The organism is Kitasatospora sp. NPDC056138 (assembly GCF_042264695.1).
Lineage (GTDB): Bacteria > Actinomycetota > Actinomycetes > Streptomycetales > Streptomycetaceae > Kitasatospora.
Map to the genome: position 1 here is coordinate 87,671 of NZ_JBHJVK010000011.1, position 25,879 is coordinate 113,549.

The 25,879-nt window shown below is 71.5% G+C and carries 19 protein-coding genes; 8 read left to right on the forward strand and 11 right to left on the reverse strand.

The genetic code is table 11. The features are described 5' to 3' along the window. Window positions 1-177: 177 nt before the first annotated feature. From efeO to atpF, 4 genes are all read left to right on the forward strand, one after another. The gene (gene efeO / locus ACFC1R_RS10610; protein WP_375935918.1) at window positions 178-1,317 is read left to right on the forward strand and encodes an iron uptake system protein EfeO; all 1,140 of its coding nucleotides are present in this window, start codon (window positions 178-180) and stop codon (window positions 1,315-1,317) included. A gap of 55 nt (window positions 1,318-1,372) precedes the next feature. Further along, window positions 1,373-2,707 carry an iron uptake transporter deferrochelatase/peroxidase subunit gene (gene efeB / locus ACFC1R_RS10615; protein WP_375935921.1) on the forward strand — a complete coding sequence of 445 codons (1,335 nt, stop codon included), beginning with the start codon at window positions 1,373-1,375 and terminating at the stop codon, window positions 2,705-2,707. Between the two features lie 34 nt (window positions 2,708-2,741). Then, complete coding sequence (efeU, locus tag ACFC1R_RS10620) at window positions 2,742-3,602, forward strand: iron uptake transporter permease EfeU (protein ID WP_375935924.1); 861 nt, start codon at window positions 2,742-2,744, stop codon at window positions 3,600-3,602. Window positions 3,603-3,863: 261 nt separating this feature from the next. After that, window positions 3,864-4,373 carry a F0F1 ATP synthase subunit B gene (gene atpF / locus ACFC1R_RS10625; RefSeq protein ID WP_375935927.1) on the forward strand — a complete coding sequence of 170 codons (510 nt, stop codon included), beginning with the start codon at window positions 3,864-3,866 and terminating at the stop codon, window positions 4,371-4,373. 284 nt (window positions 4,374-4,657) lie between these two features. Here the strand turns inward: atpF and ACFC1R_RS10630 are convergent, their stop codons facing one another. From ACFC1R_RS10630 to ACFC1R_RS10660, 7 genes are all read right to left on the reverse strand, one after another. After that, the gene (locus ACFC1R_RS10630) at window positions 4,658-5,272 is read right to left on the reverse strand and encodes a GNAT family N-acetyltransferase (RefSeq protein ID WP_375935930.1); all 615 of its coding nucleotides are present in this window, start codon (window positions 5,270-5,272) and stop codon (window positions 4,658-4,660) included. 394 nt (window positions 5,273-5,666) lie between these two features. After that, the gene (locus tag ACFC1R_RS10635) at window positions 5,667-5,903 is read right to left on the reverse strand and encodes a DUF6296 family protein (RefSeq protein WP_375935933.1); all 237 of its coding nucleotides are present in this window, start codon (window positions 5,901-5,903) and stop codon (window positions 5,667-5,669) included. A 62-nt stretch (window positions 5,904-5,965) separates the two neighbouring features. Continuing rightward, window positions 5,966-6,904 carry a hypothetical protein gene (locus ACFC1R_RS10640; protein ID WP_375935936.1) on the reverse strand — a complete coding sequence of 313 codons (939 nt, stop codon included), beginning with the start codon at window positions 6,902-6,904 and terminating at the stop codon, window positions 5,966-5,968. Next, complete coding sequence (locus ACFC1R_RS10645) at window positions 6,901-11,139, reverse strand: NEW3 domain-containing protein (protein ID WP_375935938.1); 4,239 nt, start codon at window positions 11,137-11,139, stop codon at window positions 6,901-6,903. The genes ACFC1R_RS10640 and ACFC1R_RS10645 overlap by 4 nt, the downstream gene beginning before the upstream one ends. A gap of 150 nt (window positions 11,140-11,289) precedes the next feature. Further along, window positions 11,290-13,806, reverse strand: coding sequence for a discoidin domain-containing protein (locus tag ACFC1R_RS10650; RefSeq protein WP_375935941.1), 2,517 nt, complete (start codon window positions 13,804-13,806; stop codon window positions 11,290-11,292). A gap of 218 nt (window positions 13,807-14,024) precedes the next feature. Then, on the reverse strand, window positions 14,025-15,299 hold the full coding sequence (locus ACFC1R_RS10655; protein ID WP_375935944.1) for a glycosyl hydrolase: 1,275 nt from the start codon (window positions 15,297-15,299) through the stop codon (window positions 14,025-14,027). 62 nt (window positions 15,300-15,361) lie between these two features. Next, window positions 15,362-16,399 carry a LacI family DNA-binding transcriptional regulator gene (locus ACFC1R_RS10660; RefSeq protein ID WP_375935947.1) on the reverse strand — a complete coding sequence of 346 codons (1,038 nt, stop codon included), beginning with the start codon at window positions 16,397-16,399 and terminating at the stop codon, window positions 15,362-15,364. Between the two features lie 223 nt (window positions 16,400-16,622). On the opposite strand from ACFC1R_RS10660, the gene ACFC1R_RS10665 reads away from it, so the two are divergent. The 3 genes from ACFC1R_RS10665 (at window position 16,623) to ACFC1R_RS10675 (ending at window position 19,846) form a co-directional block, all read left to right on the forward strand. Beyond that, entirely contained in the window at window positions 16,623-17,912 is a 1,290-nt protein-coding gene (locus ACFC1R_RS10665) for an ABC transporter substrate-binding protein (protein ID WP_375935950.1), read from the forward strand. Between the two features lie 13 nt (window positions 17,913-17,925). Further along, on the forward strand, window positions 17,926-18,798 hold the full coding sequence (locus ACFC1R_RS10670; protein ID WP_375935953.1) for a carbohydrate ABC transporter permease: 873 nt from the start codon (window positions 17,926-17,928) through the stop codon (window positions 18,796-18,798). 247 nt (window positions 18,799-19,045) lie between these two features. Next, window positions 19,046-19,846, forward strand: a complete 801-nt coding sequence (locus tag ACFC1R_RS10675) for a carbohydrate ABC transporter permease (protein WP_375935956.1) — start codon at window positions 19,046-19,048, stop codon at window positions 19,844-19,846. Between the two features lie 45 nt (window positions 19,847-19,891). Here ACFC1R_RS10675 and ACFC1R_RS10680 read toward each other — a convergent pair whose 3' ends face one another. From ACFC1R_RS10680 to ACFC1R_RS10695, 4 genes are all read right to left on the reverse strand, one after another. Beyond that, window positions 19,892-20,965 (reverse strand): hypothetical protein, encoded by a 1,074-nt coding sequence (locus tag ACFC1R_RS10680; RefSeq protein ID WP_375935959.1) that lies wholly within the window; start codon window positions 20,963-20,965, stop codon window positions 19,892-19,894. Between the two features lie 50 nt (window positions 20,966-21,015). Beyond that, window positions 21,016-21,387, reverse strand: coding sequence for a hypothetical protein (locus ACFC1R_RS10685; RefSeq protein ID WP_375935962.1), 372 nt, complete (start codon window positions 21,385-21,387; stop codon window positions 21,016-21,018). Window positions 21,388-21,433: 46 nt separating this feature from the next. Continuing rightward, window positions 21,434-23,080, reverse strand: coding sequence for a zinc ribbon domain-containing protein (locus ACFC1R_RS10690; RefSeq protein ID WP_375935965.1), 1,647 nt, complete (start codon window positions 23,078-23,080; stop codon window positions 21,434-21,436). A 276-nt stretch (window positions 23,081-23,356) separates the two neighbouring features. Then, window positions 23,357-24,262, reverse strand: coding sequence for a LysR family transcriptional regulator (locus ACFC1R_RS10695; protein ID WP_375935968.1), 906 nt, complete (start codon window positions 24,260-24,262; stop codon window positions 23,357-23,359). A 115-nt stretch (window positions 24,263-24,377) separates the two neighbouring features. Between ACFC1R_RS10695 and ACFC1R_RS10700 the strand changes: the two genes are divergently transcribed. After that, window positions 24,378-25,874 (forward strand): MFS transporter, encoded by a 1,497-nt coding sequence (locus tag ACFC1R_RS10700; protein WP_375935971.1) that lies wholly within the window; start codon window positions 24,378-24,380, stop codon window positions 25,872-25,874. Window positions 25,875-25,879 lie beyond the last annotated feature (5 nt).

The following is a 25,879-nucleotide window of genomic DNA, read 5'->3' on the forward strand; positions in this document are numbered from 1 at the left end:
GAATCAGTGACGGCGGGCAATGGGCGTCGGCAGGTGGGGGGAGGGTGGTGTGGACGTTAAAGAAATGGTTAATCTAAGGTATGCCTTAGCTAACTGGGCGTGCCCGGATCGGAGACCCGACCCCGCAGTCCAGTTCTCGCCATGCCCTGCACCGACCCCGCCCACCGTGGAGCCCTCATGCCTGCCCGTCGATCCACCGCAGCCGCGCTGCTCACCCTCGCCGTGGCCACCGCCGTCCTGACCGGCTGCACGGAGAAGAAGAACGACGCGGACTCGGCCGACGCGGTCCAGGTGAACGCCTCCGACAGCGCCTGCGAGCTCTCGAAGACGTCCTTCCCGGGCGGCCATGTCCAGCTGGCGGTCCACAACAAGGGCTCCAAGAGCACCGAGGTCTACGTCTACGCCCCCGGCGACCGGATCGTCACCGAGCGCGAGAACATCGGCCCCGGCACCAAGGTGACCATCTCCGCCGAGATCAAGGCCGGTTCGTACGAGGTCGCCTGCAAGCCCGGCATGGTCGGGGACGGCATCCGGCAGAAGATCACCGTGACCGGCGACGGCGCGCCGGTCAAGAGCGACCCCCGTCTGGACGCCGCCGTCGCCGGGTACCGCAAGTACGCGCAGGAGCAGGCCGACCAGACCATCCCGGTGGTCGAGCAGTTCGCCGCCGCGATCAAGGCGGGCGAACTGGACAAGGCCAAGTCGCTGTTCGCCCCGTCCCGGGTCGGCTGGGAGCGCACCGAGCCGGTCGCCGAGAGCTTCGGCGACATCGACCCGAAGACCGACGCCCGCGAGGACGGTCTGGAGCAGGGCCAGGAGTGGACCGGCTGGCACCGCCTGGAGAAGTCCCTCTGGGCGGACGACCGGATCGGCGACGACGAGAAGAAGCTCGCCGACCAGCTGGTCGCCGACCTCAAGGACTGGCAGAAGCGCGTCGGCAGCGCCGAGATCTCCCCGACCAGCATGGCCAACGGCGCCAAGGAACTGCTGGACGAGGTCGCCAAGAACAAGGTCACCGGTGAGGAGGACCGCTACAGCCACACCGACCTGTCCGACTTCGTCGGCAACGTCGAGGGCGCGAAGAAGGCGTACGAGCTGCTGAAGCCGGTCGCGGCCGAGAAGGACGCGGACCTGGCGAAGACGCTGGACGGCGAGTTCGCCGCGATCGAGGCGCTGCTGGCCAAGTACAAGCAGGCCGACGGCACCTACACCTCCTACGACAAGGTCGGCCAGTCCGAGCAGAAGGCGTTCTCGGACGCGGTGAACGCCCTGGCCGAGCCGCTGTCCAAGCTGGCCGCCGCCGTGGTCGTCAAGTAGCCAGCGCCGCCGAGCAGACACCAGCAGCACCAGCACCGGAAGGGCCCCGATCGCGATGGACTCCGAGAGAGACTCCCAGCAGGCCGAGCAGCAGGCCGAGCAGCAGTACGGGCAGCAGCCCGGCCGGCCGCTGCCCGGCAGCGCGCCCAGCCGACGCTCCGTCATCGGCTGGGCGGGCGCCGGGGTGGCGCTGGGCGCGGCCGTCACCGGTTCGGTCGCGGCGGCCGTGCGCAGCGAGAGCAAGCCGGTCCAACTGACCGGCTCTACCGTGGACATCCCGTTCTACGGCGACCACCAGGCCGGGATCGCCACCCCCGTCCAGGACCGGCTGCACTTCGCCGCCTTCGACGTCACCACCACCAGCCGGGACGCCCTGGTGCGGATGCTGAAGGAGTGGACCAAGGCGGCCGCCGCGATGACCGGCGGCCGCGAGGTCGGTACGGGCACCGCCGGTGCGCTACCGGAGGCCCCGCCGGACGACACCGGCGAGGCGCTCGGCCTGCCCGCCTCCCGGCTGACGCTCACCATCGGCTTCGGGCCCTCCCTGTTCGAGAAGCCCGGCCCGGACGGGCAGCCCGTCGACCGCTTCGGGCTGGCGGCCAGACGCCCCGAGGCCCTGGTCGAGCTGCCCAGGTTCGCGGGCGACAGCCTCGACCCGGCCCGCAGCGGCGGCGACCTCTGCATCCAGGCCTGCGCCGACGACCCGCAGGTCGCCGTGCACGCGATCCGCAACCTGGCCCGGATCGCCATGGGCACGGCGAGCATCCGCTGGTCGCAGCTGGGCTTCGGCAAGACATCCTCCACCACTCCCGAGGCGCAGACCCCGCGCAACATGATGGGTTTCAAGGACGGCACCCACAACATCGCGGGCACCGACACGGCGGCCCTGGACAGGCACGTCTGGGTCGCCCCCGGCGAGGGGCCGGAGTGGATGACCGGCGGCTCCTACCTGGTCGCCCGCCGGATCCGGATGCACATCGAGACCTGGGACCGCGCCTCGCTCAAGGACCAGGAGGACACCTTCGGCCGCACCAAGGCGGAGGGCGCCCCCTACGGCGGCCAGAAGGAGCGGGACACCCCGAACCTGACCGCGATGCCGGAGAAGTCGCACGTCCGGCTCGCCCACCCGGACAGCAACGACGGCCTGATGATCCTGCGTCGCGGCTTCTCCTTCACCGACGGGACGGACGGCCTCGGCCGCCTGGACGCTGGTCTGTTCTTCCTCGCGTACCAGCGCGACACCCGGAAGGCGTTCGTGCCGCTCCAGCAGCGACTGGCCTCGCACGACGCACTGAACGAGTACATCCAGCACGTCGGCTCCGCCCACTTCGCCTGCCCGCCCGGGATCCGCAAGCCGGGCGAGTGGTGGGGCCAGGCCCTGTTCGGCTGACGACCTCGACCACCACCGACCCCAGGAGCCCTTTGTGTTCGGCAACTACCTGATCGGCCTGCGGGAGGGCCTCGAAGCCAGCCTCGTGGTCTGCATCCTGATCGCCTACCTGGTGAAGACCGGCCGCCGTGACCGGCTCGCCCCGGTCTGGGCGGGCATCGCCGCGGCCGTGCTGCTCAGCCTGGCGTTCGGTGCGGTCCTCCAGTACGGATCCACCCAGCTGACCTTCGAGGCGCAGGAGGCCCTCGGCGGGTCACTGTCGATCGTCGCGGTCGGCCTGGTCACCTGGATGGTCTTCTGGATGCGCCGCACCGCCCGGCACCTGAAGGCCGAGCTGCACGGCAAGTTGGACGCCGCGCTCGCCATGGGCGGCTTCGCGCTGGTGGTCACCGCCTTCCTCGCGGTCGGCCGGGAGGGGCTGGAGACGGCGCTGTTCATCTGGACCGCCGTGCAGGCGACCAGCGACGGTGTCCGTCCGCTGCTCGGCGCGCTGTTCGGGCTGGCCACCTCGGTGGTGCTCGGCTGGCTGTTCTACCGGGGCGCGCTGCGGATCAACCTGGCCAAGTTCTTCACCTGGACCGGCGCGATGCTGGTCGTGGTCGCGGCCGGCGTCCTCGCCTACGGCGTGCACGACCTGCAGGAGGCGGGCTGGATCCCCGGCCTGCACGACCAGCTCTTCGACATCAGCAGCACCATCCCCAAGGACAGCTGGTACGGCACCCTGCTCAAGGGCGTGTTCAACTTCCAACCGGACCCGACGGTGCTTCAGGTGGTGGTCTGGGCGGCGTACCTCCTCCCGACGCTGCTGCTCTTCCTGCGCACCTCCGGTTCGGGCCCGGCACCGAAGCCGGTCAAGGCCGAGGCCGAGGCCGAGGCAGCGGCGAAGGCCGCCTGACCTCCGCACGCCCAGGAGCGCCCCGTCCCGCCGCACGGCCGGGACGGGGCGCTCCGCCGTCTCCGGTTCCGGGGCGCCGGGAGTCCCGCCCCCGACGGAACTCGCGCCCGGATCGCGCCTGACGGGACCTGCGTTCCGGCCGGGCCCGGTCCGAGCGGGCCGGTGACCGGGCCCGGCCGGGGCCTGGACGGGACGCGTTCTGACGGAAGGTCAGGCAACCCTGAGTGAGGGGGCCGAAGGCGCCGTGCCTATCATGCGCTCATGGGACCTTTGCAACCGAACGCAGCTGAACTTGTCCTCGGCCTGGTCGTGTTCTTCCTGATCTTCGGGATTCTCGGCAAGGCCGTACTGCCGCGGATCGAGAAGACCCTCGCAGCTCGCGAGGATGCGATCGGCGGAGGCATGGAGCGCGCGGAGACCGCCCGCTCCGAGGCGCAGCGCATCTACGAGGAGTACCAGGCCGAGCTCCAGGCGGCGCGCCACGAGGCGGCGCGGCTCCGTCAGGCCGCCGCGGAGGAGGGCACGGCGCTGATCGCGGCGATCCGCGCCGAGGGCCAGCAGCAGCGTGACCGGCTGGTCGCGGAGGCCAAGGTGCAGCTGGCCGCCGACCGGATCATCGCCGAGGCCGAACTGCGCGAGGACGTCATCTCCGTCGCCACCGAGCTCGCCGGCCGGGTCGTCGGCGAACCGCTGGCGGACCTGCCGAGGACGCGTGCCATCGCGGACGCGTTCTTCGCCGAGCTGGACGCCAAGGCGACCGCGGAGTCCTGACCACACCGCGCAGGACACGGCCGACCGCCGGACCCACGGGTCCGGCGGTCGACTGCTGTCCGGGCCCGGAGACCGTTGCCCGGGCCCGTCGGCTGCTCCGGGAGCGGGCTGCTCGACGGCACGGAGCCGAACCCTCGACCGCCTCCGGCCCGGCAGCGGCCGGCGGGGCCGAACTCGGCCTGAGCAGGCACGACTTGGTCCGAGCGGGCGGGGCCCGGCTCGAACGAGCGTGACTCGGCCCGAGCGGGTGCGGCTCGGGTGTCGTGCGGTCGGGCTCGTGGCGGTCAGACCAGCTCCGGGTGTCCGCGGTGGCGCTGCCACTCGGGGGCCAGGATCGACATCACCACCTCGTCCACCCACTCCCCGTCGTAGCACAGCGAGTCACGCAGGACGCCCTCCGCCACGAAGCCGGCCTTCTCGTAGCTGCGGCGGGCGCGCGGGTTGAACGCGAACATCCCCAGCGAGATCCGGTGCAGGCCGAGTTGCTCGAAGCCGTAGCCCACGATCAGTCGCAGTGCCTCGGTGCCGAGCCCGCGGTTCTGTCCCGAAGGGGCCAGCAGGATACGGAAGTTGCAGCTCCGGTTGGCGCTGTCCCACCTGTTCAGCACCACCTCGCCCACGCAGGCGCCGGTGGCCCGATCGACGACGGCCAGGTCGAGCCGGTCCGGCTGCTCGTTCCGGGTGCCGTACCAACTCCGCATCTGCTGTTCGGCCTTGTCGTCCCAGGGCTCGGGATCGCTCGGTCCGCTGTCGCTTCCGGTCAACCGGCCGATCTCCGGGTCCTGGAGGAACGTGCGGATGGTCTCGGCGTCCTCGTCCAGGAGGAACGGGCGCAGGATCACGTTCTCGCCGACGAGCGTCGGCTTGACGGAGAAGTCGGCCCGGTGATGATCGTTCATGGGCCGATTGTGGGCAGGGCCCTCACACCGGCGCAAAGGGTTTAGCCGGACCGTACGCAGCCTCCCGGCCACCTGCGGTCGGGGCTCGGGCCGTCGGGGGTGGGTGCGGGAGGAGCGGGCTCCGCTGCGGCCCGGGCCGGGGCGTGGCACTGCGGTGTGGATGCGCCCGAACGGGTGAACGGCACCGTGCCGCGGCTGCTCGGTCCACCGAAGCGGACCTGTCGCCGGGCGCGGGAACGCACGGACCGTCACCGCCGAGGCCCGCCACTCCCCGCCGGGCCCGGCCGGGCCGGGAGACCGGGGTGCGGAGAGTCACGTGAGGCCGTGCACCGTTGTGGCAGGCCGGACGGGCCTACCCGAGCGGTCCTGGTGGGCCGTGTGACCGCTCGGGTGCTCAGGGAAGCGCCTCGGCCTGCATCGGTGTGCGGGGTGTCTGGTGCCCGCCGCTCGCCAGCATCCGGACCTCGCCGCGATCGCTGATCTCGGCTCTGACGATCCCGGAGTCGTCCGCATAGACGGGATGGCCGCCGGGGCCGTCCACGCCCGTGTCCTTGACGACGACCACGTCCTGCGGTCCGTGGCTGCCCGGATCGCCGGGGAATGTCAGTGCGTACCGTCGTACTCGACCCATGACCGGCCTCCTCAGCGGGCCCCATCGTCCATCGTACGGACGGTGGGGCCCGGCGGAGCGGGTCAGTGCCGGTGGTGATTGTCCGGCTGGGCCGGGTCGCCGGGGTGTTCCAGACCCGGCACCAGGTGCAGACGGTGCGCGCGGGCGTGGTCGAGCCAGCGGACGAAGGCGATCCGGCGGGCGGCCGCGAGCAGCTCCGGGGCCGGGTCGGCCGGGGAGAGCGGATCGTCGCGTTCGGTGAGCAGGGTGGCCGTCCAGCCGTCGACGGTGACCGCGGTGCCGGGCCCGGCGGTGCGCAATGCGGCCGCCAGGGCGAGCGGCAGCGTCTGCGGCCGGGCGTCGAACTCGCCGTCCGGTGTGGCGATCCGCCAGACCGGACCGCCCTCGGCCGGCCGCTGCTCGACGGCGGCCCGGTAGCGGGCGACCTCGTCGGGGGAGAGGACCACCTCGGCGGTCACGGCCCGGTAGACCGCCCGCACGGCGGCGCTGCCCTCGAACGCGGCGGCGGCGATCGAGCCGAGCTCGACGGCGGCGCGCTGGTCGAGCCGGGCGGGCGGCGCCTGCCCGCCGCCCGGACCGGAGCCCTCGGTGTCCAGCCCGCGGGCGGCGGCCTCGGCGGCACAGAGCTCCTCGGTCAGCACCACCTGCGCGACCCAGCGGGTCAGCTGTCGGTCCTCGGGGCTCCCGGGGACGGGCAGTGCCGAGGACCGGGACCCGCCGCGCAGGGCGGCGAGACGGCGGTCGAGTTCGGCCCGGGGCAGCGGTCGGCCGTCGAGCAGACCGAGGACCCCGGGCGCGGGGTGATCGCACGAGAGTCCGGGCCCGGGCCCGGGCCCGGGCCCGGGCCCGTGACCGTGACCTTGACTGTGCCCGTGGCCGTGCGCCTGCTCGTGCCCCTGCGGGTGCGGGTGCGGGTGCGGGTGCGGGTGCGGGTGCGGGTGCGATTGTGCGTGCCCGTGCTGCCCGTGCTGCCCGTGCTGCCCGTGCGTCGCGGTGCTCACGGGGCGACCACCAGCTCCACGGTCGGCGCGTACTGGCAGCGGCCGAACCACATCACCTTCGCCAGCGCCCAGTACGCCCCGGCCTCGGCATCGCGCGGGACGGCCAGCGCGAACGCGACCGTCCGCTCGGTACCGGCGGGCAGGACGAAACCACGGACCGGATCGGCGACCGCCGCCCACGTCCCCCAGGGGGAGACCAGCTGCAGCTCGCCCCGGATCTCACCCTGCGTACGGTTGGTCAGGACCACCGCCAGCTCGGCCCGTCCGCCCGGCGAGAGCCGCAGCGAGGACGAGGTGACGTCCACCGAGAGGCCGGTGTCCCGGCCGGTCGAGGCCTTGGTCCCCTGCGCTGCGGCCCAGTCCTCGGGGAGCTCGCCGGGCACCGGCAGCAGCGCGGGCAGCTCGCCGACCGCGATCGTGGCCACGTCCTCGACGGACTGCCCGGCGTGTTCCACCCGGGCGGCCGCGAAGTACAGGCCGGGCGCCGTACCCGCCGACGGGCGGAGCGTCACCGGGAAGCGGAGATGGCCCCCGGCCTCCAGCCGGTACGGGCGCTGCCCGCCGCTGACCTCCCACCCGTCCGGCGCCAGCAGGCTCACCGTGCCCTCGACCGCCGCATCGCGCAGGTGCGAGGCCAGCACCACCGAGACCTCCACCGGCCCGCCGTCGGTGCGCAGCAGCCCCGGCGAGACACCGACCGAGACCGGCAGGTACCCCATCGGCGCAGGGCCCCGGTTGTGCAGCCAGTACCGGGCGTGCACGGGCTGCGCCACCTCCGTGACCGGTCCGAGGGCCGACCTGTCGGCGTCCGGTCCGGGAGCCGACCCTTCGGCGGCCCGCTGAGGTGCCTGCTCCGGTACGCCGATCACGGTCGCGACCTCCGAACCGTGCAGCTCGGGGTGGCCGGTGAGCGGCTCGCCGGGCCGCTCCAGCAGGTCGGCCGTCCGCAGTCCGGTGAACCGCAGGGCGCCCTCCAGCCGTGCGGTCCGGCCGAAGCCGGTGGACTCGACCAGGCGCAGCGTGACCCCGGCGGCCGGGTCGGTGGTGGCCGCCGAGCCCTGGGCGATCGGGTTGCCGGTGGGCTTGAGCGCGCCGAGCAGTACCTCGCGCTCCGGCTGGACCCGCAGGTTGGCCAGCGTGGCCGGCAGCGGGCCCGGGTGTGCGGGGGCGAGCCGGGTGTACAGCGGGTGGTTGAACTCCTGGCCCCGGGCGGGCAGCGTCAGCGCCCGCCAGTCGCCGTCGCCGGACACCAGTGAGTAGCTGAACTCGTGTGTCCAGTGCTGGAGTTGGAAGGAGGATCCGTCGGGCAGGGTGCGCTGCGGCGGGTCGATCCAGACCCCGGACGGCCAGCCGGTGCAACTGCGCATCAGCGACAGGTGCAGTGCGCCGCCCGGGTCCACGGCGAAGCCGGGCAGGCCGAAGGTGAGCAGGGCGACCGTGTGGTCGGTGAGCAGTTCGCTCTCGGCCACCGGGCCGGGGCAGGTGGCGGAGATCCGGGCGTCCCCCAGGTCCTCGGCGAGTGCGTCGGTGTCGGTCACCACCAGGGCGGGCAGTGCGCGCAGGTCGCGCAGGTCGGCGCCCGGCTGCCACATCTCGTGCAGCGGCTTGTCGGCGGGTACCCAAACCCGGCCGTGCGTCCTGAGTGCGGCGGAGTACTCGGCGCCCGCGCGTTCCAGCAACTCCCGTGCCGCGTCGTTGACTTCGGGGCCGCCGAGCACGATGCGGAAGTCCGGCAGGTTGGAGTCGACGTCCAGCCAGCCGTAGCGGGACCAGTCGGCGCTCGCGGTGGTCGCGGTGACGCCCACCCGGGCCAGGGCGACGAGGAGTCCGCGTGCCTCGGCGGCGGCCTCCAGTGCCGGGACGACCACCTCGGCGACGCCGAGCGCCCGGTCCCCGATCGCCGCTCCGGTGAGGCCGCGGAGGCCGATCCGGGCCGTGGCGCCGAGCCCGAACCAGGTGTTGGCCGGGTTGTCCAGGGTCCACGGCGACTCGGCCGCGTCGACGTCCGGCAGGGCGAAGCCGCGGCCCACCACGGCGTCCGCCACCTCGCTGACCGGCAGTGCGCCGGGCAGGTCGACCGGGAAGCGCAGCCGCAGCAGCCGGTCCGCTCCGGCGTAGTCCAGTACCCGGGTCCGGCAGTCGACCCGCTCGATGCCGTGCCAGAGCGTGACCGTCTGCTCGTACCCGATGCCCTCGACCGTGCCCGCGATCACCAGGCGTTCGCCGAGCGGGCCGCTCTCCCGGCGGACGCTCGCGGGTCCGGTGGAGGCACCGACCACCGGGCCCTTCGGGACCAGGTGCCAGGGGCCCTCGCCGAAGTCCGGGTGCTGCGGGTACTCCTCGTAGACCCGCAGCTCGTTGCCGACCTGGCCGTCCTGGATCAACTCCCGCCCGTGGCGCAGGTCGTGGATGCCGGACAGGCCGCCGCCCCGGGCCGGATCGGCGGTGACCCGGTAGCGCTCGTTGGCGATGACCCGGCCTTCGGCGGGGTGCCACGCGGTGTCCGGCTCGCCCTCCACCAGGCGCCAGGTCCGCCAGCCGAGTGCCGGGACGTCGGTGGCCAGGAAGCGCAGCGTGCCCCGGTCCACCGTGCAGGGCACCTCGGTGCCCGTGTCGTCCAGCACCCGGCCGCCGTCGGTGCCGTCCGGCAGCGGGAGTTCCACCAGGGCCGAGCGGTCGAAGGAGAGGGTGTTGGTGACGACCAGGGCGGTGCCCTCGCCCGTCGTGTCGATCCGGCCGGTCAGCGCGTCGAGCGCGGTGTCGCGGACGGCGGCGGCCAGGTCGTGCGCCTCGCGCCAGCCGGAGAGCAGGTCGATGTACACCTGGTCGGACTCGGAACCGGTGATCGCGTCGTGGTGTGCGCCGTAGGCGAGGTGGCGCCATGCCTTGTCGAGTGCGGCGTCGGGGTAGCCGCCCAGGCCGTGGAGTGCGGCGAGGGTGGCGAGCTTCTCGGCGTCCACGGCGGCCACCTCGCCGGCCCGCTGGGCCTGCTTGGTGTCGATGTAGGAGACGTCCTTGCCGGTGTAGACCGGGTTCATGTCGCGGGTCTGGGGGCTGGGCCGCCGTCCGGAGGCGGCGAGTTCGGCGCGGACCGCGGTGAGGAAGTCGTGCGGTGTGCCGCAGCTGAAGCGCGGCCAGACGTACTTGGCGGCCCAGGAGCGGTGGATCTCGGTGACCCACTTGTTCGGCGGGGTGTAGTCGGTGCCGACCGGGAGCAGCAGGTTCCTGGTCGCGCCGACCGGCTTGAGCTTGCGGTACAGCTCGTAGACGGCCTGCTCGGCCGTCGCCAGATCGGGGGAGGAGTCCATCCACCAGCCGGCGGAGTAGTGGTGCGGCATGAAGTGGGTGAGCACGCCGCGTCCCGAGGGCGAGATCCACTCGAACTCGCTCGGGAACTGCATCACCGTGGCGTCGTCCTTGGCCTCCCGGAAGTTCTTCTGGATCGGCCCCCACTGGTGGAACGGGCCGCGGGCCCAGGCGCTCCCGGTCAGCCCGGCCGCGTCCAGGTAGCCGGGGAACTGCGGGTCGTGGCCGAAGACGTCCAGCTGCCAGGCGGTCTGCGGGTCGCCGCCGAGGATCTCGCGCTGGTAGCCGATGCCGTAGACGATGTTGCGGATGGTGGTCTCGGCACCGGTCAGATTGGTGTTGGGCTCGTTGTAGGTGCCGCCGACCAGCTCGACCTGGCCGCGCTCCAGCAGCCGCCGCAGGTCGGCGCGGCGCTCCGGGTGCTGGTCGAAGTACGGCTTCAGGTAGTCGATCTCGGCGAGCACGAACTTGTACACCGGGTCGCGCAGCGCCAGGTCCAGGTGGGCGTCGACCAGTGCGAAGCCGTTGCGCTCCCACAGCGGCCGGGTGGTGGCGTCGCCGGAGAGCAGTTCCCACGGAGAGGTGTACGCGGCCTGGGTGTTCCACCAGACCGGGTCGTAGTGGAAGTGCGAGACCAGGTACATGGTCCAGCCGGGCTCGGCGACGACGACGCTCGCCTGCGTCCGGGCGTCCTGGGCCAGGACCGTGACCGGCAGCCGGGCACCGACGACCGGATCGTCGATGGTGAGCGGGACTTCGACCACGCCCGTGCCGGTCGCCTCGCCGCTGACGCCGGGGCCGGCGACGGTGACCCGGACGGCCGGGCCGTCGGCGGTGCCGTCCAGGGTGACGCGTAGCACCTGGCGGGGGGCGTCCTCGGTGCCGACGAACAGGTCGGTGTTCTCAACGGCGGTGATGGCGACCGGCACAGGGGGTCCTTCCTGGTGGGAGGGTGGTTCGCGATGGTGCTGACTGCTGACTGCTGGGTGCTGCCTTGCTGCCTTTCCGGCGGTCGGCTGTCGGTTGCCAGCCCTCGGTGGCCGATCCGGGGTGGCCGACTGCCGGTCCTCGTGACGCTGCTACGAGCCCCAGGCCTCGAACTCGTAGATCCGGGCGGCGGGGTCGGAGTTCTGGGTGGGTCTGGTGATGTTCAGGCGGACGTACCTGGCCGTGACGTCCACCGGATGGGTGGTGGTGCCTGCGGTGTTGCCGGTGACCGTGACGGCGGTGGTCCACGGGTCGGCGGTGGAGGAACGGACCTGGACGGTGAAGTCACGGGTGTTCCAGGCGGCACTCTCCCCGCCCGCCCCGGCGTGCCGGACCACGAACCGGGTGAGCGGATGTGCCGAACCCAGGTCCACCTCGAGCCACTTGGTGCGGGTCAGGGTGCACCACTTGTCTCCGGTTCCGCCGCGCACGCTGCCGTTGACGGCCTTCGCCGGACCCTCGTCGGCGTTGCACTGCCCGGATGCGGTGGCCGGACGGTTCAGCGCCAGGTCGGTTGCGGCGGGCGGCGCATCGGACCAGCGCACCTCGGCGGTCGCGGCGTGGGAGCGCCCGTAGGCCGTCGAGACCGCGTCGACCTCGATGACGGTCGCGCTCTCCTGCCCCACCCGGTCCAGCTGCGGGACGAAGTACGCGTCGTCGGGCGTGCCGCCGAGGAAGGTCCGGCTGCCGTCCGGGTTGCGCCGGTACACCTCGTAGTGGTGCACGGCGCCGCTCCCCGGCGGGGACCAGGCCAGCCGCAGCGACTTGCGGCTCGCCGAGACATCGGTGGCGCCGAGCACCGTGAGGCCGGTGGGCGCGGCTGTGGCGGCCACCGGTCCGTCGTACACCGCGAGCTGGCCGATCCTCACATCGTAGGAGGCGACGGGGCTCGGCGCGGAGACCTGGAGGCCGATCTGCGCGATGGTCCGCCCGGCGTACGCCGAAAGGTCCAGCGTCCGTCGTTCCCAGCCGCTGCCGCCGGTCGCGCCGAGGTCGATGGTGGTGAAGGTGGTGGGGTCGTCGGTGAAGGAGACCGCCGCGCCGAGGCGGGACGCCCCGGCGGAGGCTGTCCTGAACACCACGGACAGCCTGGTGTCGGTGTTCACCGGCAGCCGGGACTCGTACAGCCGCACGGTGTTGGTCGCGTCCAGGCGCCCGGTCAGCCGCAGCGACGAGCCGCCCTCGTAGGCATCGGTGAAGTCGATCGACGGGCTGAGTCTGCTGCCGCCCGAAGCGACCAGCCAGCGGTAGGTGGGCAGGACGTCCTGGAGCGAGAGGTTGTTCCAGCCTCCGGTGCTCACCCGTTTCCCGGCGGAGTTGTAGAAGTCGCCCTGACCGGTGTCGAAGGAGGTGACGAAGGGCTTGGCGGTGACGGGGGAGGACTCGCCGACGTAGGTCGACAGGCCCTTCCAGGAGTCCGGGGTGCCGGTGTCGGACGGATCGCCGTTGGCGCCGACCCAGTAGCGGGAGTCCTTGGCGTAGAAGTCGGCGCGGTCGGTGGCCGACTTCCAGGTCCACTCGGGGCGGTACAGGCCGAGCGAGGTGACCTGCGGCCTGCCGGGCGGGAAGATCGCGTCCCAGGCGACGGAGGTCCGGTAGCCGGCCGCCTCGGTGTCGACACCCGAGTACAGGTCGTACTCGCTGCGGCCGAGCGACCTCGCCACGCTGCGCGAGGAGTCCAGCCCGGCGGCGGTCCAGTCGAAGTTGAGGAACATCGAGTCGGCGACGCGGCTCGAACCCTTTTGCAGGAAGCCGTCGTTGGCGGAGTTCAGCGCGTTCTGCCAGCCGACGTCGCCGGACTCGGTCATCGCGTCGTACCACTGGAACTCGACCGGTCCCTGCGCCCGCGCGTAGGTCATGGTGTCGCGCAGTTCGGTGGCGAGGGCCGAGTCGCCGCCGGCGGTCTCCTGGTTGATGAACCAGCCGTCGAAGCCGTAGTACCTGGCCACCTGCACCAGCTTGTCCGCCACCGGGTAGCGGGAACCGGACTTCTGCACGAAGTCGCGCACCCACTGCAGCTGTCCGCCGTAGGCGGTGGGCGGGAAGAACACCGTGCCGTAGACCTTGACCCCGTTGCGGTGCGCGGCGTCGACGACCGTCGGGTTGGGGGCCAGGATCAGCCCTTCGCCCGCCGAACCGCCCCAGAACACCAGGGTGTTCACGTACTGCCAGTAGCCGAAGGCGTAGTAGTTGGGGTCGGCCGAACCCTGTGAGGGGTTGGCGGAGGTCGGACCGAAGGAGACCAGTGAGGAGATCCGGGTCTGGTCGGTACGGGCGTTGGCGTTGGCCCGCAGCGCCGGGTCGGCGGTGCGCGGCTGGAGCGGGACCCGGGAGCGGTTGAACCTGGCATCGGGGTCGTTCGCCGGGTCCCAGCCGAGCAGGGTGTCGGGGTACCAGTACGAGGCGTACGGCTGGCTGCCGTTGGCGTTTGCATTCGCGTTGGCCTTGGCCTTGGCGTTGGCATTTGCGTTGGCGGCGGACGGGGGAGCGGCCGCGCTCCTCGCTTCGGCGGCGGGGCCGGCTCGGGTGCCCGCCGTCGCGGGGACCGTGCCGAGGACGGCGGTGGCGAGGGCCGCGCACAGTAAAAGGGACAGCTGTCTGAGTCTCATCCGGGTCTCCGATCCAGCGCGGGGCGAGTGGTCGGGTGCGGTGGGTCCGGCGGTCGCGGTGGCTCCGTCGGGTGTTCAGGTCAGCGGGTGCAACTGGTGTGCCGGGTTCAGCGGGTCAGGGAGGGCCGTAGCGGTTCACGGCGGTTTGCGGCTGTTTGTGGCGGGTGTGGCGGGTGTGGCGGGTCCGGCGCGTGTGGTGGGTGCGGCGGGTCCGGCGGTCAGGGCCGGCCGCCGGGTTCGATGAGCCCGCCGACGCCGCGCGCGGCCAGGTACCCGGAGTCGGCGGCGCGTGCGGCGGGGACGATGGCGAGCGGGCCCGAGGCGCGCAGCCGTACCCACTCGGTGTGGAAGGCACTGCCGGGGGCGACCTCGGCGCGGCGGTCGGGGCGCTCGCGCAGATCGACCGCGCAGACCAGGCCGGGGCGGTCGGACGCCATGCTCCGCCGGCCGGAGTGCTGTGCGGTGCGCTCGTCGGCGCGCCGCTCGGCGATGACGGCGGAGAGCTCGGCGGCGAGCGGCTTGCGGCGGTGGTCGGTGGTGAACAGGCCGAGGTCGTACTCGCGTTCGGGGAAGTCGGCGAGCGAGCGGTCCAGGTCGTGCGAGCACCACCAGGTGACACCCCAGAGCGCGGGATTGGGGAGGAGCTGGTCGAGGGTGCGGCGGACGAAGGCGGGAGCGTCCGCGTCGGGTACGTCCGGGCGGGGCGAGCCGATCTCCTGGAGCCAGACCGGGCGGGTGGGGTCGGAGGCGGTCGCGGCAGCGAGTTCGACCAGGTAGTCGGCGTGCGAGACGGTGGCCGGGCCGAGCGGGCCGTCGAGGGCCGAGACGCCGTTGAAGACCCAGGAGTGGACGGTGGTCAGATCACCGAGCTCGGCAGCGTCGGCGGGGTGGAACGGGTGCTCGGGGTCGTACCAGGCGGCGTCGTACAGCGAGTACAGGCCGAGCACGTACGGTGCGGCCGCGTCGACCGTCCGGAGCAGCTCGGCGGCCCACTGGGAGGACTCCTTGGCGTCGGTCGGGTTGGCCGGCCAGAGGTTGTTGACCTCGTTGCCCAGGGTGATCGCGAAGACGTTCGACCGGCTGGAGGCGGCCCGGCTCACCCGGTCCACGTAGCGGGTGATGCCCTCGCGGACGGCGGGGTCGGTGAACAGACTCCGCCGGTGCCAGGTGAGCACCCAGGAGGGCAGGAAGTCGTAGCTGGACAGGTGGCCCTGGAGCAGGTCGACGGCCACGTCCAGGTCGAACTCCGCGGCGATGTCGATCAGTTCGAGCAGATCGTCGATGCCGCGACGGCGGATCAGTGAACGGTTCGGCTGGATCCACGGCCAGATCGGGAAGACCCGGACATGGTCCAGACCGAGGCCGGCCAGATCCTCGAAGTCGCGCCGCACGGCATCGGCCGAGAAGTCCAGCCAGCTGTAGAACCAGCCCGCCGAGGGTACGTAGTTGACGCCGAATCGGACTCGGTCGGGGCTTGGGTGCTGCGTGGTCACGCGCGTCCTCCGGCTGCCGGGTAGGGCGGACCCCTGGTCGGGCGAGCCTAAACCGCTTTAGGTCATCTGCCAAGACCGCCGTCGAGCGCCGGACGGCCCGTGCTCTCCCGCACGGTGAGCAGCGGGGTTGGCGTCTGCAGGTCGCGGACCGTCCCCGGAGCGTCGATGGCGGCGAGCAGCTGGCGGGCCACCTGCTCGCCGAGGGCGAAGGTGTCCCGGGAGAGCGCGGTCAGGGCGGGGTGGACGATCCGGGCCAGCACCGAGTCGTCGAAGGACACGATGGAGAGCTCGCCGGGGACCGGGACACCCATCTCGGCGGCCACGCCGAGCCCGGCGACCGCCATCACGTCGCTGTCGTAGACGATCGCGGTCGGCCGTTGCGGCCGGGCGAGCAGGTGGCGGGTGGCGGCGGCGCCCTCGGAGTCACTGAAGTCGGTCGGCACCGAAACCGCCTCGATCAGCCCGAGGTCGCGGGCCGAGTCGCGCAGGGCGCGGATCCGCCGCTGGGTGTGCCGGAAGCTGGGCAGCCCGGCCAGGTGGGCGATCCGGCGGTGGCCGAGCGCGGCCAGGTAGTGCACGATCGACAGCATCGCCTCCCGGTCGTCCGCCCACACGCTGGGCAGACTGCCGTGCCGGCCGGGACCGCCGAGTACGACGGCGGGGACCTCGAGCTGCTCCAGCACTTCGATCCGCTCGTCGCGCACCTTGAGGTCCACCACGATGAAGCCGTCCACCCGGTGCTCGGAGGCCCAGTGCCGGTAGACCGCGATCTCGGCCGCGGTGTCCTCGACCACCAGCAGCTGCAGTGCCACCGCCCTGGCCGAGAGCCCGGCCTGCAGCCCGGAGAGCAGCTGGGCGAAGAACGGCTCCACCCCGATGGTCCGCGCGGGCCTGGCGATCACCAGCCCGACGGCTCCGCTGCGGGCCCCGCCGAGTGCCCGCGCGGCGCTGTGCGGACGCCAGTTCATCTCCTTGGCGACCAGCAGGATCCGCTCCCTGGTGGCCTCGCTCACCCCCGGCCGGCCGTTGAGCGCGAACGACACCGCGCCCTTCGACACCCCGGCCTGTCGCGCGATGTCGGCAATCGTCGGTCGCCCCACGGCCCCGACTCCTCTCTCTTGACAGGGAGTGTAGCCCGGAGGATAGTCCCGGGCACTAGAGCGGTTTAGTACACGCGATCGATGCGCGCAATCGATATATGCGATCGGTACGGCAGTGCGACACGCAGCAGCACGTGACCACACGCAATGCACGCAGACTCACACAGGCTGATGGGCGGGCGGGCGGCCGGAGCGCCGGCGCCAGGGCAGGCCGGGAGACCTCATGCGAAAGTACTGGGCAAGGCTGGCAGTGGCCGCGGTCGTGGCAACGACGGTGGCGGGATGCGGACTCGGCGGCGGCTCGTCGTCACCCGGTGGCGAAACGGCGCCCGCCGCCGTCACCGGAGAGATCAAGGGCAAGGTGACGCTTCAGACCTGGGCGCTGAAGCCGAAGTTCACCGACTACATGCAGGGCGTGATCGACTCCTTCCAGCGCAAGTACCCAGGCGTCCAGGTCAGTTGGCTGGACCAGCCGGCCGACGGCTACGCCGACAAGGTGCTCAGCCAGGCAGCCGGCGACGGTCTCCCCGACGTGGTCAACCTGCCACCCGACTTCGCCCTGCCCCTGGTCAAGCAGGGACTGCTGCTGGACATCGGCTCGGCGGACCCGGCCCTCGCCCGGGACTACGTGGCCGGCGGGATCGACGCCTACCGCTACGCGGGCCGGTCCGGGGCCTACGGCTACCCCTGGTACCTGAACACCGATGTCGACTACTGGAACGCCGACCTTCTCACCAAGTACGGCCTCGACCCCGGCAAGCCGCCCACCAACCTGGACGAACTCATCGCGCAGGCCAAGGTGTTCAAGGAGAAGTCCGGTGGCCAGGCCTACCTGATGAGCCGGAAGCCCGGCCTCGGTGACCTCGCCAACGCGGGCGTGCGGATCATGGCGGAGGACGGCAGGAGCTTCACCTTCAACACCCCCCAAGCCGCCGCCCTGCTCGACCGCTACCGCGAGGCGTACCAGCAGGGACTGCTGCCCAAGGACGTGCTGACCGACAAGTACGCCGGAAACGCCAAGCTGTTCTCCACCGGCACGGCGGCCTGGACCACCGGCGGCGGCAACTACATCACCAGCCTTGCCACCGACAACCCCACGCTCGCCCCCAAGGTCGTTCCCTCACCGGCCATGGGCACCCCTCCGCTGTACGTCCAGGGCCTGTCCGTCGCCAGGAGCAGCAAGAACCTGCCCACCTCCCTCGCCCTCGCCCGCTGGGTCACCAACGCCGAGAACCAGGCCGCCTTCGCCCACCTCACCAGCATCTTCCCCAGCACGAAGGCGTCGGCGAGCGACCCCTACTTCAGCAAGAGCGACGGCACCAACGCGAGCACCGCCAAGGTGATCGCCTTCAGCTCGCTCGCCAAGGCCACCGTGCTCCAACCCGTCCAGGTGGACCAGGCGATGAGCGACATCGTCAACCAGCAGATCGCCCTCGCGATCAGTGGCGGCACCACCTCCGAGAAAGCACTGGACGACGCCGTCGCCCGGTGCGACCAACTCCTCAAGAACTGACAGCGCCCCGGCCATGACGCACCGACGCTGGTACACCCCCTGGCTGCTCATCGCGCCCGCACTGGTCTGGCTCCTGGTCTTCACCGTGTGGCCCTCCGTCAACACGGTGATCCTCTCCTTCACCAACGCCCGCCCGCTCGGCGGCGGACACTTCGTCGGCCTGGACAACTTCGATCGCGCGCTGAGCGATGACCAGTTGGGCGACGCGCTGCTGAACAGCGTGATCTACATGCTGGTCTGTCTGCCGCTGCTGACCGTGCTGCCGCTGCTCATGGCGTTGCTCGTGCAGAAGCGCCTGCCCGGCATCACCTTCTTCCGCACCGCCTTCTACACCCCCGTGATCGCCTCAGCCGTCGTGGTGGCGCTCATCTGGGGCTGGGTCCTGGACGAGCGCGGCCTGGTCAACGGCTTCGCCCAGCGCCTCGGCGTCCTCAGCCAGCCGCTGCCCTTCCTCACCGACCGCTGGCTGCTGCTGCTCAGCGCCATCGGCCTGACGGTCTGGAAGGGGCTCGGCTACTACATGGTCATCTACCTCTCCGCCCTCGGGAACGTCGGCCGCGAACTCCACGAGGCGGCGGCCGTGGACGGTGCCGGCGCCGTCCGGCGCTTCCTGCACGTCACCCTCCCCGGCGTGCGCAACACCATGCTGCTGGTCTCCGTGCTGATCTCGGTCTCGGCGCTGCGGGTCTTCTCCGAGCTCTACATCCTCTCCGACGGCACCGGGGGGCCGGGCGGCCGGGACATGTCGGTGGTCATGCTCATCCAGATGTACAGCCGAGGCTTCACCGGACATCTCGGTTACGCCTCCGCGCTCAGCCTGCTGCTGTTCGTCATCACCGTCTGCCCGCTGCTCCTGCTGCTGCGCCTCGACCGGAAGGCGGCCTGAGAATCCGATGGCCCGACAGCACCCGACACAGCCGCAGCACCCGACAGGACCGGAGCACCTGACAGCTCCGGAGCAGCCGGCGGCTCGCCGGCATTCGGCGGCCGACGACTGCTCCGAGGTCCGTGCGCACTCAACGGACCGACGGAACCGCTCGACCCGAACGCCTCCGAGGGGCCGTACGGGACGTACGGGCCGGACCGCCGGACGGGTCAGAGGCTTCAACTCCACCTCGACCGCCGAAAAATCGGTGCGCTATCTCCTGCTGCTCCTGGTCCTCCTCCTCACCGTCGGCCCGTTCCTCTGGGAGCTCTCCACCTCCCTCAAGGCCCCCACCGAGGACATCTTCACCCGCACGCCCGGCTTCCTGCCCCGCAAGCCCACCCTCGGCAACTACGCCGAGGTCGTCAGGGCCGTCCCGGTCTGGACGTACGCCGCCAACTCCCTGGTGGTGGCTGCGATCACCGTCGGAGGCAACGTGGTCGGGGCCACCCTCGCGGGCTTCGCCCTCGCCCGGCTGCGGTTCCGGGGCGCACGGCTGGTCCTCGGGATCTTCCTGGCGACCCTGGTGCTGCCGGGGGAGGTCACCATCGTCTCGCAGTACGTGACGGTCCGCAGTCTCGGCCTCGCCGACACGCTGCTCGGTGTCGCGTTGCCCGGTGCGATCGGGATGCTGAACGTGCTGCTGATGCGCACCGCGTTCCGTGCCATTCCCGGGGAGATGGACGACGCTGCGATCGTGGACGGCGCCGACGTCTGGCAGCGGCTGATCCACATCGGGCTGCCGAGCGTGCGCGGGATGCTGAGCGTCATCGCCATCTTCGCCTTCATCGGCGCCTGGGACGACTTCCTCTGGCCCCTCATCGTCCTCACGGACCCCGACAAGTACACCCTCACCGTCGGCATCCAGTACCTCAACGGCACCTTCAGCGCCAACCCCCGTATGATCGCGGCCGGCACCATGATCGCGTTCCTGCCGATCGTCGTGGTCTTCGCCGCCCTCCAGCGCTTCTTCTTCCGGGGCGTCGAGGAGGGAGCGATCAAGGGATAGCCCGCTCCCGGCGCCCCGGGAGCCGGAGCCGGAGCCGATGTGCCGCTACAGGCGGCGGAAACAGACGGTGTAGGAGAGCGTCGGGTAGTCGTTCTGGCGCCAGGTGGCCCATCCGTCGTTGCCGCAGAACGACGTGTCGTCGTAGGCACTGGTGCGCCCCGTCACCACGACGTTGCCCTCGCCACAGGATCCGACGGTCCTGAAGACCATGGCGTTGTCCGGTCCGCTCGCGTAGAGGCACTCGTTCTTGGTCGCATGGCCCATGGCGTCCGGGTAGTTCATCGTGAGGCAGAGCAGCACGTTGAGCGAGGGCCACCGGGAGACCGTGAAGTACTCGCTCCGGTCGTAGCCCGTCCAGGAGTTGCACTTGCTCGTGTCGGTGGTGCCGGAATACCGTGCCAGCACCGTGAAGTTGCCTTTCTGGCAGGTGACCTGGTTCCAGTCGGACTGCCCGGTGGTTCCGTAGACGCAGTTGCCCTGCGTCGCGTAGTAGGCGGTGCTGTGCGGGTACTGGTAGCTGAGGCAGAGCACGAGGTAGTACCCGTCGTAGGACACGGCCCACGAGGTGCGGGGCACACTGTCGCAGCTGCTCCGGTCCGTCGTTCCCCGGAAGACCCGCACGACCTGGAACCCGCCGCTTCCGCACTCCGTCGGCTTCAGCGCGACCTGCTGTTCCGTCCCGGTGTTGCCGAAACACTGGCCGACCTGAGCGGCCTGGACGGGGTCGGTGGTCGGTGTGGGTGTGGGCGTCGGCGCGGTGAAGGTGGTGACGTGGCTCGGGGAGCGGGAGCCGGCCGGGGACGAGGAGTCGGCCGGGGGCACCGAGTCCGGGTAGGTGCTCCACGGCGAGGGGGGCAGCGGGCTGTCGGCGATCGAACGGGCCGGTCCGGTCGAGGACGGCTTGACGAGCGCGGCGGTGACCCCGCCTCCGGCCAGCAGGAGCACCATCAGGCAGACCAGCCACAGTGGCAGGGCGGCGGAGCCGACGCGCACGCGACGGGCGCCGAGGGGCCGCGCCGGGCCGGTCTGCGCGACGGCCTGGCGCGGGTTGCCGCAACGGGTGCAGAAGCGGGTGACTGCGTCCTCGAAGCGCTGACCGCAGTGGATGCAGAAGCGCATGACCTTCTCAATCTCGCTGGACTTCGGCGCGTCCCGGGCCTGGCCAGGCCTCAGAGGCCCTGGATCGCCTGTTCGATCGCCACCGCCAGGGCGGCCAGGGGTGTCAGCCCGGCCACCGCACGTGTCAGCGCCCCGGCCAGCACGGCCAGCTTGCTCCTTCGCGGGGTGGGGGCGTCGAGTTCCTCCCGTGCGTCCCGTGCCACGTCGATCAGGCCCTCGCGGTCGGGGTGGTCCGACCGGCCGAGCTCGTCGATCAGCCGGGCGAGCAGGTCGCGGATCTCCTGCGGCGACTGCTGCCGCCCTTCCGGGGGCTGGGACACGGTGATGTCGCGAGCCACGGCCCTCGACTGCTTTCCGCTGGCAACGGCGCTGCCGACGACGTTGGCGCCCCCGCTCGCGATGATCCCGTCGTTCCTGTCCATCATGGCTCCCTTCCGGTCCGGCCGGCTGCGTCCGCCTGCGTCTGCCTCAGTCCAGCTTCAGGCGCGGCAGTTTGAGCGGAATGTCGATGGAGATCGACGCCTTCTTGCCCGAGGCCACCGAACTGGACTCCACCGTGGCACCGCTGGTCGCGATGATGCCGTTGTTGATGATGGTCTCCTGTCGTTGGACCAAGTCCCCGACGTCGATGCCGTTCTTCTCGGCGAACTCCACGAGTGCGTCGAGGACGCGCCTCTCGGCCACCTTCAACGCCATTTTGGTGTCGAGCTTCTGGAAGTAGCGGTGGTAGTTGGTGTCCGAGGCCTGCTGCCGGACGCTCAGCCGCGCCCCGTAGTCGAACCGGTGCAGCCTGGTGATCATCCTGTTCTGGCGCCGGACCCGCCGGGTCATCCCGAAGTCGGGTGCGAAGCCCATGACGGCACGCGCCGGTGACGCCAGAAGCATGAAGAAGGTACTGACCATGGTCTCGGACGTCTTCTTCGCGAAGTCGCCCACGCTCGGGCTCGGCAGCAGCGTGTCGATGATCCGGTAGCGCTCCAGGAGCGGGCACAGCACCGTGTGCACGGCCTCCACGGAGAGATTGGACTCCGAGCGGTAGAACCGCACGAAGAGCGAGGTGACCAGTTCACCGCCCCAACCGGTGGAGTGCACGGCCAGGTAGGGCCGGGCCCGGTCCTCCGGCGCCCGCTTCAGCGCGTCCAACTGCTCCTGGGAGACCTCGGCGACGGGCCGGCCGAGCGAGTCGGGCAGGAACCGCTGGTCGCCGACGATGTCCGAACCGTCGACGAAGAGCCGCTCCTCGATTCTCAGGTCGGGCAGGACCAAGGGTCCGAGGCGGTCGGCGACATGGGCGTAGAGGTCCGTCACGTCGAAGTCCCGGGGGATGTCTCCGGAGCCGCCCGGCTTGGTGACATCGAGCGCGAAGGACCACGAGTCCAGCTCCACTCCGTACCCGACGAACGGTGAGTAGCCGCTGTACACGGTGACGTTGCCCGTGGCGTATGCGCCGACCTGCTGGAGACGGGCCTCGGCGTCCTGGTGGGGAGCCGTGGGTGCGGCCTCGGGATCGAAGCTCTCCGGACGCAAGTCCTGCAGGTGACTGCCGAACATGGTCGAGAGCTCGAAGGCGAGCACCGTCCCCCAGGCCAGGAGCAGGGTCAGCAGGGTCAGCAGGGGCCCGGAGGCACTGACGGTGAAGACGAACACCAGCAGCAGCAGGACGGCGAGGAGGAGATCGCGCTGATGGCGACGGGCGTTCGCCGCGTAGGCGTGCCGGAGCACCACCGGAACGTCGCAGGCCGGGGCTGCCGCCACCGCGAGATGGGGCTCGGCCGCGATCTGCTTGACCAGCAGCTTGGCGTACTCCCGGTCCAGGTACGCGGCGGCGCAGAGGTACCGGGTCAGGTCGCCGTCGGCGGCCCGGTGCGGCGCCACCTCGCTCGGCTGCGTCGCCGGGCCGGCGGGCCGCCCGTCGTCGGGCCCGACTGCGGCGGATCGGGCTGCGGTGTATCGAACAGGGGTGGATCGAACGGCTTCGGCACCGCGACCTTTCGCGGCGTCGACCTGGCGGTCGGCCTCGGGCTCGCCGCAGTCACTCTCGTCGACGGCGGCACCGCAGGCCCCGCAGAACGCTGCTCCCGGCACGGTGGTCGCGCCGCATCCGACACAGGGCATCGATCAGCCCATCCCTTCCCCCGGAATGTGATGACCTCTCACTCTCAGTGCACCACTCGCCGATTCTGACGCCGAGTCATCAAACGAGGTTGGTATCAAGCCGTTACGGAGCCAGGGGATTTGGCGCCGGACGGGCGCTGCAGGTCGGAACGCGACCACGGCCGGCTCGACCGGAGGGAGGACCGGCAAGTCCCCTGCCTCGGCGGGCTTCCGGCCGACGACCGAGGCCCTTCAGCGTGTCCTCGTCCTCGGTGCTGCCGCTCGACCGACAAGGCGTCAGGCCAGGACGTTCGCGTCCGCCACGATCCGGGTCAGGGTCGTGCGCAGCCATCGGTGTGCGGGGTCGGCGTCGACCCGGGCGTGCCAGGCCATGCCCACGTCGACGCCGGGCAGCTCCAGCGGGATGTCCTGGACCGTCAGCGGCATCGTGCGGGCCAGCTTGGCCGCGACCAGCGACGGCACCAGGGCGAGCGCCTCGGACTCCAGCGCGAGGTGGCAGGCGCTGACGAAGGTCGGTACGGTCGCCAGAACGCTTCGCTGAAGCCCGAGTTCGGCCAGTCGGTCGTCCACCACGCTGCGCACGCGGCCCCGGCGGGAGACCGTGATGTGCGGCAGGGCTGCGAACTGGCGGGGGGTCAGGGCGCGCTGGGCCCATGGCGCGCCGGTCGGGCCGACGGCGACGTACCGGTGGCGGCAGAGCAGGCTGCTGCGGACGTCGTGCGGGAGCTCGGGCAGTGAGCCGAGGTCGAGGTCGATCCGGTCCCGCAGGTCGGCCGGGTCCTCGTCGCCCTCGGGCAGGATCCGCAGCCGCACTCCCGGTGCCTCGCGGGCGGCCCGCGTGATGAGTGCGGAGCCGACCACCGCGGTGAGTCCGTCGTCGGCGCGGATCGCGAACTCGCGCTCGATCACGGCGAGTTCGATCGGCTGCGGGGGCTGCAGCGCGGCCAGTGCGGCGGCCAGCGCCGCCTCCACCTGCGGCTGGAGCTCGTGGGCGCGCGGGGTCAGCACCAGCCCGCGGCCCGCCGGTACCAGCAGGGGATCGCCGACCACCCGGCGCAGCCGTCCGAGCGTGCGGCTCATCGCGGAGGCGGAGACGTTCAACTCCAGCGCTGCGCCGGTCACGCTGCCCTCGCGCAGCAGCGCATCGAGCGCGGGCAGCAGGTTCATGTCCGGGAGCTGCAAGGGGTCACCTCGTCCGATACTTGCGTTGAATGCATGCCTGGGTTAACCACTCGGAACTTGTGGTCAAGAGTGTAGCCGTCGAACATGAGAGGAGTTCACGGAAGCGACGGAGATAATGATCGACACACATCAGCGCAACACGGCGCTCCTGGTTGCGGGTTGCTTCTTCATGGAGAACCTCGACGGCACCATCGTGGCCACCGCGGCGCCCCGGATGGCCGCCTCCCTGCACATCGAGCCGACCGCGGTGGGCCTGGTCATCACGGCGTACCTGCTCACCCTCGCCGTCCTGATACCGCTCAGCGGCTGGCTCGCCGCCCGGTACGGGGTCCGCCGGATCTTCCTCACGGCGATCTCGCTGTTCACCCTCGCCTCGCTGGCCTGCGCGTTGAGCACGAATCTCTGGCAACTGGTCGCCATGCGCGTCCTGCAGGGCATCGGAGGAGCGATGATGGTCCCGGTCGGGCGGCTGACGGTGATGGCCCGGACGGCGAAGCCGGACATCCCGAAGACGATGGCCTACATCGTCTGGCCCGGCCTGGTCGCACCCGTCATCGCGCCGCTGCTCGGCGGGTTCATCACCACGTACGCGGACTGGCGCTGGATGTTCCTCGTCAACCTGCCACTCGGCCTGGTCGCCCTCCTGGTGGCCCGCCGCCTCCTGGACTCCACGAGCACCACGGGCACCATACCCACCACGAACACCACACCTGCCACGAACACCATTGACACCACGAACACCAAAAGCACCACACCTTCCCTCGACCGGATCGGCGTCCTGCTCACCGCCACCGGCCTCGGCGCCTTCACCTGGGCCGCCCATCTGCTCTCCGAACCGGCCGAGCCCTGGGCGCCGGTCCTGCTCGCCCTCGGGCTCTCGGCGGTCCTGCTCACCGCCGCCGTCCGGCACCTGCTGCGCACCGAACATCCCCTGATCAGCCTGCGCACCCTGAAGGTGCCGACCTTCCGCGCCTCGGTGACCGGAGGAACGGCGTTCTGGATCGCGGTCGGCGCCGTGCCGTTCCTGCTGCCGCTGCTGTTCCAGGAGGTCTTCGGCTGGAGCGCGATCAAGTCCGGGACGGTGGTGCTGTTCGTGTTCGTCGGCAACATCGGCATCAAGCCGGCCACCACCTACCTGCTGAACCGGTTCGGGTTCCGCAGGCTGCTGCTCGGTGCCACCCTCGGCGTGACGGCCACCCTGGTCGCCTCGGCCTTCCTCACCTCGGCCACGCCGCTGGCACTGGTCGTCGTCCTCACCGTGATCAGCGGTGCCGCCCGGTCGGTGGGTCTCACCGGCTACATGACCATCGCCTTCAGCGAGGTCACGCCGGAGCAGCTGCGCCACGCCAACACGCTCTCCGCCACCGCCCAGCAGCTCGCCGCCGGCCTCGGAGTCGCCGCGGCCACCGTGGCCCTGCGGGCCGGCGGGGCGATCGGCGAGCTGCTGCCGGGCACGCCCACCGCGGGGACCGCGTACGCGGTCGCCTTCGGCCTGCTGGCACTGGTGACGCTGACGGCCGTGGTCGGCGCGTACCGGCTCCACCCGGGTGCGGGGGACGCCGTGCGGCGGAGCCCGGTGACGGCCGGGAAGCGCCCGGTCGCCCAGAGCTGAGCGGG

What these genes read in the sequence shown, in the direction of transcription:
- ACFC1R_RS10635 (WP_375935933.1), bottom strand. Translation starts at nt 5,903, where the DNA reads ATGGGTCGAGTACGACGGTACGCACTGACATTCCCCGGCGATCCGGGC.
- efeB (WP_375935921.1), top strand. Translation starts at nt 1,373, where the DNA reads ATGGACTCCGAGAGAGACTCCCAGCAGGCCGAGCAGCAGGCCGAGCAG.
- ACFC1R_RS10690 (WP_375935965.1), bottom strand. Translation starts at nt 23,080, where the DNA reads ATGCCCTGTGTCGGATGCGGCGCGACCACCGTGCCGGGAGCAGCGTTC.
- ACFC1R_RS10630 (WP_375935930.1), bottom strand. Translation starts at nt 5,272, where the DNA reads ATGAACGATCATCACCGGGCCGACTTCTCCGTCAAGCCGACGCTCGTC.
- atpF (WP_375935927.1), top strand. Translation starts at nt 3,864, where the DNA reads ATGGGACCTTTGCAACCGAACGCAGCTGAACTTGTCCTCGGCCTGGTC.
- ACFC1R_RS10700 (WP_375935971.1), top strand. Translation starts at nt 24,378, where the DNA reads ATGATCGACACACATCAGCGCAACACGGCGCTCCTGGTTGCGGGTTGC.
- ACFC1R_RS10650 (WP_375935941.1), bottom strand. Translation starts at nt 13,806, where the DNA reads ATGAGACTCAGACAGCTGTCCCTTTTACTGTGCGCGGCCCTCGCCACC.
- ACFC1R_RS10685 (WP_375935962.1), bottom strand. Translation starts at nt 21,387, where the DNA reads ATGGACAGGAACGACGGGATCATCGCGAGCGGGGGCGCCAACGTCGTC.
- ACFC1R_RS10670 (WP_375935953.1), top strand. Translation starts at nt 17,926, where the DNA reads ATGACGCACCGACGCTGGTACACCCCCTGGCTGCTCATCGCGCCCGCA.
- ACFC1R_RS10680 (WP_375935959.1), bottom strand. Translation starts at nt 20,965, where the DNA reads ATGCGCTTCTGCATCCACTGCGGTCAGCGCTTCGAGGACGCAGTCACC.
- efeO (WP_375935918.1), top strand. Translation starts at nt 178, where the DNA reads ATGCCTGCCCGTCGATCCACCGCAGCCGCGCTGCTCACCCTCGCCGTG.
- ACFC1R_RS10665 (WP_375935950.1), top strand. Translation starts at nt 16,623, where the DNA reads ATGCGAAAGTACTGGGCAAGGCTGGCAGTGGCCGCGGTCGTGGCAACG.